Origin of the sequence: Actinoplanes couchii (genome assembly GCF_016862075.1) — a bacterium.
GTDB lineage: Bacteria > Actinomycetota > Actinomycetes > Mycobacteriales > Micromonosporaceae > Actinoplanes > Actinoplanes couchii.
On the sequence record NZ_BOMG01000158.1, the window covers coordinates 1 to 9801 of the forward strand.

A 9801-nucleotide genomic window follows, 5' to 3' on the forward strand; every position below is an offset into this window, starting at 1 on the left:
CCGAGGTCGAGTCGGCGTAGGGTCGCGAACACACAACCCGGCGGCCTACGGTCGGCACCACCGGCCAGTAATAGCTACCTGCACACGAAAGCGGACCGCCGCAATCGACGAAGCCGCCCGCTGCCGGCACACAAGAACCTCTAAACGATGACCCGCGAAACCTCGGTGACGGGCACCACCGTCTTGTGACGTGTGCGCCCAGCGCCGATCAACTCCGGACGATGTCACGAGTGACGGCGGCCTGCTCGGTCAGGACACCACTGATCGTCGTTTGGGTTTCATTGATCCGATCGACCACCGTGCTGATCTTGGTAAGCGCCTGCACAACAGTGCCCGCATCAGTCTGGATCGCGGTGACCAGATTACCGACATCCTCAGTGGCACGGGCCGTGCTCTGCGCGAGTTCCTTGACTTCACCGGCGACCACGGCGAACCCTTTGCCGAGCTCACCGGCACGGGCTGCTTCAATCGTCGCGTTGAGGGCGAGCAGGTTGGTCTGCTCGGCGATACTCGTGATCACCTTAACGACCGCGCCGATCTTGCCACTGGATGCCTCGAGCCGGCGCACCGATTCGTTTGCGTCCGCTGTCATCACCTGCGCCTCAGAGGCGACTAGGGTCGCGTCGATGACGTTGCGCTCCGCCTCCTCAATGGAAGTGACGAGTTCACCGCCTGCAGCACTGATCCGGTTCGCTTCTTCGATACGCTGCATCGCCTCGGCGACCAAGAACACTGCGTTACGCAGAGCGTTGGCCCGGCTGTCGGACAATTCCTCCATGGCGTCGGTGGTGAAGAAGTCCATCGTGCCGATGACGCTGTCGCGGACGATCAGTGGCAGCGATACACCCGATTTGACGCCGGCACGCTGCGCCGCTGGTGCGCGAACGCAGTCGGTCATCTCTCCGAGATCACGCACGAACAGCAGATCCCGTTTGCGCCAGGTCTTACCGGCCAGCCCTACGCCCTCGGTGAAGCTCGCCTGCTCGGTGACCCGCCGGAACTCCTCACCCGCCGTGCCGGACTCCACGACGAAGTGCAGCGCGTTGTCACGAGAGTCGATGTGCCAATACGAACCGTAGGCCCATCCGAACTCCGTCCGGATTGCTTCTAGGGCCGTCCGGGCAGCGTCCTCGGCATTGGTGGACTCCGAGACCGCGCGCAATACCACCGCTACAGCGTTCGCATCAGCGGCGGCTTCCTGCTGACCGGCGGAATAGGCCAACCGCTCGATGCACTGGGAGACCAGCAAACCCACCGTGCGTAGGGTATCCAACCGCTGCTGCGACGGAACGGCGTCCGAGGTGGTGAAGAAGTCCATCGTGCCAACGATCCGGCCGCCCTCCATGAGAGGGAAACAGGCCCCACTGCGAACCCCGGCCTTGGCCGCCACTGGCGCACGCACGCAGTCGGTCAACTGACTCAAGTCCGGCACGAAGACAAGATCCTTCGACCGCCACGCCCGCCCGGACAGCCCGACTCCCTCAGCAAACGACGCTGACCGAGTAACGGCACCGAACTCAGGACCGGCATCACCAGACTCGACCGCGAACCGCAGCACCCGGCCGGCAGTGTCGAGCCTCCAAAATGATCCATACGACCACTGGAAGCTGTCGCGGATCGTATCGAGAGCAGCCATCACGGCTTGATCAACGGAGTGCGCAGCGCCCAAGGCCTGCACGATCTTCAACACCGCCGCGGTGTTCTCCTGCGACTCGGTCAACTGCTGCTGAGCATGCAGCAACGCGGCCTTACGGCCCGACCCGAACAAGCCCATATCTGAAAGCCCCATCCAAAGCCACACATCCGGAGATGGCCCGGCCGGGCCGCGATCAAAACTTCCATCGGCAGGACCCGCATCAGAGGTTAGAAAAGCGCGAGAAGACAGACTTTCGCGAATAGAAGAAAATAGATTTATGGCGTCCTCCGCACCAGCGCCTGACACTACCCGCCTACCGATCGGGCCCTCGATGCAGAACGGTCCCGTCGACGAGGGGTGCCGCCCTCCCCTCCGCATCGTCGGCCGGGAACCGCCGCTACCGGTGACGCCATTCCAGGGCGGCCGTGGCTTTTCGACCGCCGACGCCGGGCACAGCACATCGTGACGGCGATGGGGCACACACCGCGACGGACGACGAGCCATTCGGAACCCGCCCCAGCCCGATGTCCACGGCAGAACCCACGACTCAGGCTTCTGCGCAGCGTTCCAGCCCGGTATTAGACGAGCCGACGATCACGAAAAACGGACTCGACACCGAAAGAAGGGCGGGTGAGTCTTGGTAGCGGGCCACTCGGCGGTGCCGTAGTGCCGTCCCGGCAGCCAGCGATGTCGAGGCAGAGGAGTCCCTACAGCTCCACCAGCAGAAAGCGCCTGTTCATGGCATTGGCACTGGTCAGCCGAAAGACCGAGACGATGCCCTAAACGCCGAGGTAGCCGCCAAGGACGGCGCTGATGATTTCGGAGTCCATGAAGATGATGTTGGCGAGGTCGCCTGGCCGCGAGCCCAAATCCCGCACTGCCACCTCGATGGCGACCAGCGGCGGAGAGCTACGGATCCGGGCCTTCACTCCGACCACGGGCCGGCTAGATCATCGGTGATTTTCAAGTCACTGCGATGCCGGACGCCCTTCGGGGTGCTGGGGAGACGGTGTGAGGCGGCATTGCGCTGGTGGGCGAGCATCGCGGCACTCGGACGCCCGGGCAGCGTTGGCAACGCGTCCGCTGACGGGTCAGTGACCACCGGCGCCGTCACCGACTGCGCTGCGGGGCCTTGCACGGAAACCGTGACAACAGCCAGCAGGCGTCGCACCCAGCGGACGACACAGGCCCGCCCAGCCCGAAGACGGGCTCTACACAGTAGGCGCGTTGACGGCATACGGCTCCCCGGATAGGCATCACACGAGCAAAGGGCGCCGCTCAGCAGCGACAGAACCGTAACCCACTTTGCCTCTGTCAACGGCGATCCGGACCCGGTTTCACCCGAAAGCCGCCTCACCCTGTCTACCAGGGTGAGGCGAGGCCAGCGGTTCAAAGCAAGTCCGTCCAACGGGGCGAGCTCATGTTCGAGAATCGTTGAATACTGCTGTTGATATTGCGGTGTCTCAGGATGGGTCATGGCACGTTGAAAGAGCCCGCGTTCGTACGGTCCGCGGGCACGCCGGCCCTTCACCACTCGGCCCCGTCGTTTCCGCAACTATGGAGGTCTAAAACTGCCGGAGGTTGTTGACACTTCTGGGTCTCCTATCCGTAGGAGACAACGTGCCCCCATCACTCGAACAGAGGCAGGACCGGCAGGCTCAGCATCGTCTGGCGGTCCTGCGCTATGCCGAGGAAATCACCGGCAACGTCGCCAGGACATGCCGCTATTACGGCATCAGCCGTCCCACGTTCTATAAGTGGCTGCGCCGCTACCAGGACGAGGGCCTGGCCGGCCTGCGTGACCGTTCCAGCGCCCCGCATCACAGCCCGAACGCCACCCATGCCGACATCATCAACAAGATCGCCTACCTGAGGCAGAACTACCACTTCGACCCGGTCAAGATCCAGATGCACTTGAAGCGGTACCACGACATCACGATCACCAGCTCGGCGATCTACAACATCCTGGTCCGCCTCGGCCTCAACCGGCTACCTGCCTCACAGCACCACACCAGACGCGAGAAACGCTGGAAGCGTTACGAGAAGCCGCTTCCCGGCAACCAGCTGCAGATCGACGTGAAATTCATCGAACCCATCGGGCTGCCCGAGCCAGCCGCGGCCACCGCCCCGATCACCGGCACCCTGCCCAAACAACGCCGCCGCGCCAAGTACTACCAGTTCACCGCGATCGACGACTGCACCCGCCTGCGCGTACTCAGGATCTACCCGCGCTGCGACCAGAAGACCGCCATCCAGTTCCTGGACTACGTCCTCGAACGCCTGCCGTTCCGCGTCGAGGTCATCCAGACCGACCACGGCGCCGAGTTCCAGACCGAGTTCCACTGGCACGTCCTCGACAAGAACATCGCCCACACCTACATCAAGCCGGCATCACCGCACCTCAACGGCAAGGTCGAACGCTCACACCGTATCGATGTCGAAGGGTTCTACCGCATGCTCGAAGGCGTCGTCATCGACGACACCGGCGTCTTCAACGACAAACTCCGCGAATGGGAGGACTACTACAACTACCATCGCCCCCACGGCGCCCTCGACGGGCAAACGCCCTACGAACGCCTCAAGCAGAAGACCCAGACCCAGGCGTAAGTGACCTCCGGCAGTTGCACACCTAGCGCTCAGAACCAGCCCGCCGAAGTGCCGTGCACTAGCCAACGGACAACGACTTCTTCTTAACGGTCTCGTCGATTGCGGCCTCGACGGCTTCGGCGGGTATTGGCCGGCCGAACAGGTAACCCTGCGCCAATCGGTAGCCGGCGGAGTGCAGGTGCTCGGCCTGCTCGGTGGTCTCCACGCCCTCCGCCACCGCCTCCAGGTGAAGACGGCTGGTGAAACCGATCAGGCCTTCGACGATGGCCGCGCCAGCATTGCTGACGGCGCTGCCGCTGACGAATGACTTGTCGACCTTCAAGACGTCGACGGGGCAGTCGAGCAGCAGGCTGAGCGAGGATTGGCCCGTGCCGAAGTCGTCCAGTGCGACGCGCAGACCCCGCTGTCGCAGTTCGCGCACGGCGGCGAGCGCGGGGCCGGAGTCCAGGACGGCGGTCTCGGTGATCTCCAGCATCAGCCGGGAACGGTCCACCCCAGTACGAGCCAGAATGTCCTCGACGTCGGCGACGAAGCCGGGCTCGGCGAGTTGCAGAGCCGACACGTTGATGCTGACCTTCGCGGGTGCGTCGTCGCCGTACCGGTGCTGCCAGAGGGCACCTTGTCGGCAGGCGTTCTCCAGCACCCAGAGGCCGATGTCAAGGATGAGCCCGCTGCGTTCGGCCATCGGGATGAACACGTCCGGCGCAATCAGGCCCCGCTGGGGATGTCTCCACCGCAGCAGGACCTCGACACCGGCGCGACGGTGGCTGGGCAACTCGACGATCGGCTGGTAGAGCAGGAACATCTCACCGTGCGTAAGGGCCTGCTCCAGGTCGGCGCTGAGGCGTGCGCTATCCGCGGCGCGGTCGTCCATTGCCGCGTCGAACCAGTGGACGCGCCCGCCGCCCAGTTCCTTCGCGGCGTACATCGCCACGTCCGCCCGTCGTAGCAGTTCCTCGGGGGTGTCGTCCTGCCGGGACTGAGTGACGCCGATACTCGCGCTGTAGCGCGGCAGCGACCCGATCTCCTCGACCGGGCGGTGCAGCGCTGTCAGCACCCGGTCGAGCAGAGCAGTCACGGGGGCCGCTCCGGCGTCGAAGATCACCACGGCGAACTCGTCGCCGCCGAGACGGGCCACCAGGCCGTGCGCACCGACCGTCGCGGTCAGCCGGGCGCTGACCGTCTGCAGCAGGCGGTCGCCCGTCCGGTGCCCCAGCCGGTCGTTGACGGTCTTGAAGTTGTCCAGGTCGAGCAGGGCGACGTGCACCGGGGTGCCCCCGGTCAGCAACCGGTCGAGGTGGGCGTCCAGCGACGTCCGGTTCGCGACGTCGGTGAGGTGATCGTGGGAGGCCTGATACGTCAGTTCCTCCTGGAAGCGGCGTAGCTCGGTGAGGTTGCCGTCAACGGTGTCCAGCAACCGCCGGTTGTCGTGCAGCACGGTGATCTGGCGGATCAGCACCAGGACGGTGCTGACGACGGCGCCGATCTTGACGATGACGCTCTCGGCCGCGTTTGCCGGGCCGGTGGTCAGCAGGAGCACGTTCATGGCGACGACCGCGAGGTAGGGAATGCCGACACCCCAGCGGGACCGGCGCCGTTCGCGCGGTTCCCCGCCGCTGTCCCGGATCTGCGCGACGGCGGCCAGCTGAATGCTGAGTGTGGCCACCGGCACCGCGATGAGGCTGGTGGACAGATACGGGTAGTCATTGAAGAATGGCGTCAGGCTCCCGGCCACCGTGCTGGCGGCGCTGCCCCCGGCGAGGATGTGCAGCGCGCGCCGGTTGAGCCGCCCGGCGCCGGCGAAGGCCACCTTGACAAAGGTCACCCCGGAGATGCAGCCGACGACGACGATGGCCAGCATCGCACCGGCCGACCCGGTCTGCGCCGTCCACTGCTGGTGATCGCGCAGCGAGAAGTGCCAGACCATGGCGGTGCTCGTGACCAGGACCACGCAGGCATCGAGACTGAACCGCAGCCAATCGCTTCGCGTGCGCTGCCAGGACGGCAGGCGCAGCAGGGCCCAGAGCGTGACGGCGAGGACGGCGAGATACCAGGTGAGGGTGATCGGGCCGATGCGCTGCGAGGGAGCCGTTCCACCGACCGCGTCGACGGTGTTCGCGACGATGCCGCCAAGGAATAGACCACATGCCATGGTGAGATGGCGCCAGAACCGCCGTGTCCCGTCGTCGAGGTACGGTGCCTGAGCCGCCCGCCAACAGGCGAACGCCGACAGTATGACGCCTGCGGGCAGGAGCAGCCAGCCGATGACCGGATGTTCCCACTGGTGCCGCAATCCGATGATGGTCCAGGTGGTAGTCATCAGGACGACGATTACCCCACCTGAAACCATCGGGCCGTTCCGAATCCACCGCCATAGACGCTGCACGGCTTTTCCTCGCTCTCGACATCGTTGGCCGTGATCGGATAGGCCATCTATCGCCCCCTCGCCACGTCGAGCGACCCGCCAGTTCAAGATCAAAGTAGCTCGATCGCTCGGTCAGACGGTGAATCGGTTGACGATGGAGTGCAGGGCGGCGGCGGCCGTCTTGACCTCACCGGCGGCGGCGTTGGCCTGGTTCACCCCGTCGAGCGTCGAGGCACTCGCGGTGGCGACGTCGCTGATGCTGCCGGCGATGACGCTGCTGCTGGCCGACACCTCACCGATACTGCGGCTCATCTCCGCAGTCGTGGCGGTCTGCTCCTCGACCGCGGAGGCGATGGTCGTCTGATAGTCGTTGATCTGCTCGATGACCAGGCTGATCCGGTCCATCACATCGACGGCGTTAGACGCGTCGGCCTGGATCGCGGCGACCCGAGCGCTGATGTCCTCGGTCGCCTTGGCCGTCTCCTGGGCCAGGTCCTTGACCTCGTTGGCGACGACGGCGAAGCCCTTGCCCATCTCGCCGGCGCGGGCCGCCTCGATGGTGGCGTTCAGCGCCAGCAGGTTGGTCTGCGCAGCGACCGCGGTGATCACCTTGATGACATTGCCGATCTCCGCACTGGACTCCCCCAGCTTGCGGATCACCTCACCCGCTGTACGGGCCTCGGTCACGGCCGTCCCGGCGGTCTGCGCCGCGGCGCTGGCGTTGTTGGAGATCTCCGCGATCGCGGCCCGCATCTCCTCGGAACCGGCCGCCACGGTTTGCACGTTGAAACTGATCTCACTCGCCGCCGAGTCCGCCTCCCCGGTCTGCGCCGTCACGCTCTGCGCCGCACCGGCGATCCGCGCCGCGACCTCGGCCAGCTCACTCGACGCGGTGGCGAGCGTGTCGGCGTTGCCGCTCATCGTGGTGACGCTCTCCCGTAACCCGTCCAGGGTGCTGTCGAGGCTGGCCGCCATCCGCCCGAATTCGTCACGGCTGGACACGCCGGTGCGCTGGGTCAGGTCACCGGCAGCAAGTGCACCGATGACCCGGCCGACCGCAGTGACGGGACGCAGGATCGAACGGACCAGCGGGATGGACAGCACGATCAGCAGGGCCAGGCCCACCAGGGCGATAACGATCGAGATCGTACGGCCCCGGTTGATGGTGCTCTGCATGTCAGCCTGCTCACGGCCGACTGCAGCGTCGATCTGGTCGTGCAGCGCGCTGAGCGCGTCGTCCACCACATCGTTGTTCTCGCCGATCTGCGCGGTCTGCCCGGAGGCGACCTTCGGGTCCTCGGCAGCCGTCCTGGTGAACCCGGCGATGAAGTCGGTGAACCCCTGCACCTCGTCCCGGACCTGGGCGACCTGGGCATCGAGACCGGCGGGCATGCCGGCGTCGTCAAGGGCCGTGAACGCCTCGTTCACGCTGGCGATGTCGTCAGCGACGTCCTGGGTGACGTCGTCCCCGGCGGCGGCCCGGTGGGCGTCCACCTTCAGTTCGCTCTCACGGGTGTCGAGATGGTTGAGAGCGGCCTTGCCCCGAAGCAGGGAAGCGGTCAGCTCCGCCTGTTCCGCCATGGTGGCCTGGGTGTACATCCCGGCACCGGACACTGCGCCGAGAGTCACCGCACCAGCGACCACGATCAGTGAGAGACGCTTGGCAACGCCAAGATCAGCGAAACGAGCCACGAGATGCCATCCTTCGACGCAAAGAGGTGACACGCCTAAAGCGAGCACTGGACTGAAGATGTATCGGCAGCGCAACACCACATCACCCACTACGCAGTGGTGCAAAAGCGCACAAGTCAGGAGCAATCTGGTAGCAGCGTGTCCACATTCACCGACCCCGGCTGCGGCCAGGTCGTCGACCCCACACACCGCCCCAGCCCCGCAGATTCTCAGACGTCGCTTCGATGACCTGCAGGCCACCGCCAGGTGTTCACCACCGCAGGCACAGACGGCCCCGGCGGCAGATTCCACACTCCGGCCGCCTCCTGGCCTCGAGGTCGCGGCGGGTGACGCCGGCCAGCAGCGACGCCAGCCCATGCCGGGCCGGAAGTCCCGGTATGGTCAGAACCTCGATGAGGTACGGCATGGCGGCCAACGTCGAGTCGTAAACGTGATCGTCGTAGCAGAGGACGTCGAACACCGCCTCCAGCGCCGCCATGTGCACCTCGGGATCGGGATCGGTCAGGCCGCGGATCCAGCCCGGCACGTTCTCGGCCGATCCGCGTGCATGCTCCAGCGAACCCCAGTCGATGTCATCGATCCCCGTGAACATCGGTGCAGCCTATGCGGTGGCCGTTCGATCATGCGCGCCGGAGAATCAGGAGATCTCCAGCTACGACCGCTCTGACTTGAGCGGCCATCTAACCGATCCGCTGGTGAACCTCAAGGAGCCCGGAGCGGGGCATAGTTTGCCCAGGGGGTGCCGGCTTCGGCGGCGAGACGGGCGGTAGTGACCTGGTGGTAGCCGAGTGCGGTGGCGATGATCGGGGCAGGCAGATCGAGGACGTGCTGGCGGCGATGGACGGGACGCATCGCACGCATGCCAGTCCGTGAACGCGCCCCGACGATATGTGTCGCGACTTGGCCGGGTACTTCCAGCCCCGTGCGCCTGCTCATGGTGTCGTTCACGGCCCTTGAACGTCGTGGGGTCGGCACCGCAACGGCAACTGGATTCATAGCAGAGGATTCGCACCTCGCGGACGGCTTGGTCGAACAGACCACCAACGCAGTGCTCCCCTGTCGAAGGATCCGCTCATGCCCGCTGCAACATCGCTTCGTCCCCGGTTCAGTGACCTCTCCACCCGTGTCAAGATCCTCACCGCGGTCGGGCTGGCATCGCTTGTGGCCATCTCCGTAGGGATCGCCGGCCTGATGGCGCTCTCCTCGGTGAGCAACTCGGCCCGCCGGATCTACAGTCGCAACCTGGTCGCTGTGGCGTCCATCTCCCGGGTCCGGGCGGCCGTGCTCAAGGCCCGCCTGGACGTATCGAACCAGGCCCTCGCCACCGATGCGGCAGGCACGCAGAAATACACCAAGGCCTTCGGCGCCGACGCGGTCGCTTTCGACGAGGCGATGGCGCAGTACCGGGCGGCCGGGCCGTCCGGCGGCGCTGCCGACGTCAACGCGCTCGAAGGGCTGTGGGAGTCGTACGTGAAGGTGGTGCAGGAGCAGCTGCTGCCGG

The 9801-nt window shown here is 65.6% G+C and carries 7 protein-coding genes; 2 read left to right on the top strand and 5 right to left on the bottom strand.

Features of this window, described 5'->3' with window-relative positions; all coding sequences use genetic code 11:
- Positions 1-208 precede the first annotated feature (208 nt).
- Entirely contained in the window at positions 209-1789 is a 1581-nt protein-coding gene (locus Aco03nite_RS54500) for a GAF domain-containing protein (protein WP_203810583.1), read from the bottom strand.
- A 1467-nt stretch (positions 1790-3256) separates the two neighbouring features.
- Between Aco03nite_RS54500 and Aco03nite_RS51900 the strand changes: the two genes are divergently transcribed.
- Positions 3257-4243 carry an IS481 family transposase gene (locus Aco03nite_RS51900; protein WP_203810585.1) on the top strand — a complete coding sequence of 329 codons (987 nt, stop codon included), beginning with the start codon at positions 3257-3259 and terminating at the stop codon, positions 4241-4243.
- Positions 4244-4301: 58 nt separating this feature from the next.
- Here the strand turns inward: Aco03nite_RS51900 and Aco03nite_RS51905 are convergent, their stop codons facing one another.
- The 4 genes from Aco03nite_RS51905 to Aco03nite_RS51920 all read right to left on the bottom strand — a co-directional run bounded on the left by Aco03nite_RS51905 (position 4302) and on the right by Aco03nite_RS51920 (position 9152).
- On the bottom strand, positions 4302-6563 hold the full coding sequence (locus Aco03nite_RS51905) for a putative bifunctional diguanylate cyclase/phosphodiesterase (RefSeq protein ID WP_203810587.1): 2262 nt from the start codon (positions 6561-6563) through the stop codon (positions 4302-4304).
- A gap of 177 nt (positions 6564-6740) precedes the next feature.
- Positions 6741-8300 (bottom strand): methyl-accepting chemotaxis protein, encoded by a 1560-nt coding sequence (locus Aco03nite_RS51910; RefSeq protein ID WP_203810589.1) that lies wholly within the window; start codon positions 8298-8300, stop codon positions 6741-6743.
- 250 nt (positions 8301-8550) lie between these two features.
- On the bottom strand, positions 8551-8892 hold the full coding sequence (locus tag Aco03nite_RS51915) for a hypothetical protein (RefSeq protein WP_203810591.1): 342 nt from the start codon (positions 8890-8892) through the stop codon (positions 8551-8553).
- Between the two features lie 110 nt (positions 8893-9002).
- Entirely contained in the window at positions 9003-9152 is a 150-nt protein-coding gene (locus Aco03nite_RS51920) for a hypothetical protein (RefSeq protein WP_203810593.1), read from the bottom strand.
- Between the two features lie 222 nt (positions 9153-9374).
- Between Aco03nite_RS51920 and Aco03nite_RS51925 the strand changes: the two genes are divergently transcribed.
- Positions 9375-9801: MCP four helix bundle domain-containing protein (locus Aco03nite_RS51925; protein WP_203810595.1), on the top strand; the 427-nt coding region annotated here is incomplete at its 3' end.

Coding starts and splice junctions, on each gene's coding strand:
- Aco03nite_RS54500 (WP_203810583.1), bottom strand. CDS start 1,789: ATGGGGCTTTCAGATATGGGCTTGTTCGGGTCGGGCCGTAAGGCCGCG.
- Aco03nite_RS51905 (WP_203810587.1), bottom strand. CDS start 6,563: ATGACTACCACCTGGACCATCATCGGATTGCGGCACCAGTGGGAACAT.
- Aco03nite_RS51915 (WP_203810591.1), bottom strand. CDS start 8,892: ATGTTCACGGGGATCGATGACATCGACTGGGGTTCGCTGGAGCATGCA.
- Aco03nite_RS51920 (WP_203810593.1), bottom strand. CDS start 9,152: ATGCGTCCCGTCCATCGCCGCCAGCACGTCCTCGATCTGCCTGCCCCG.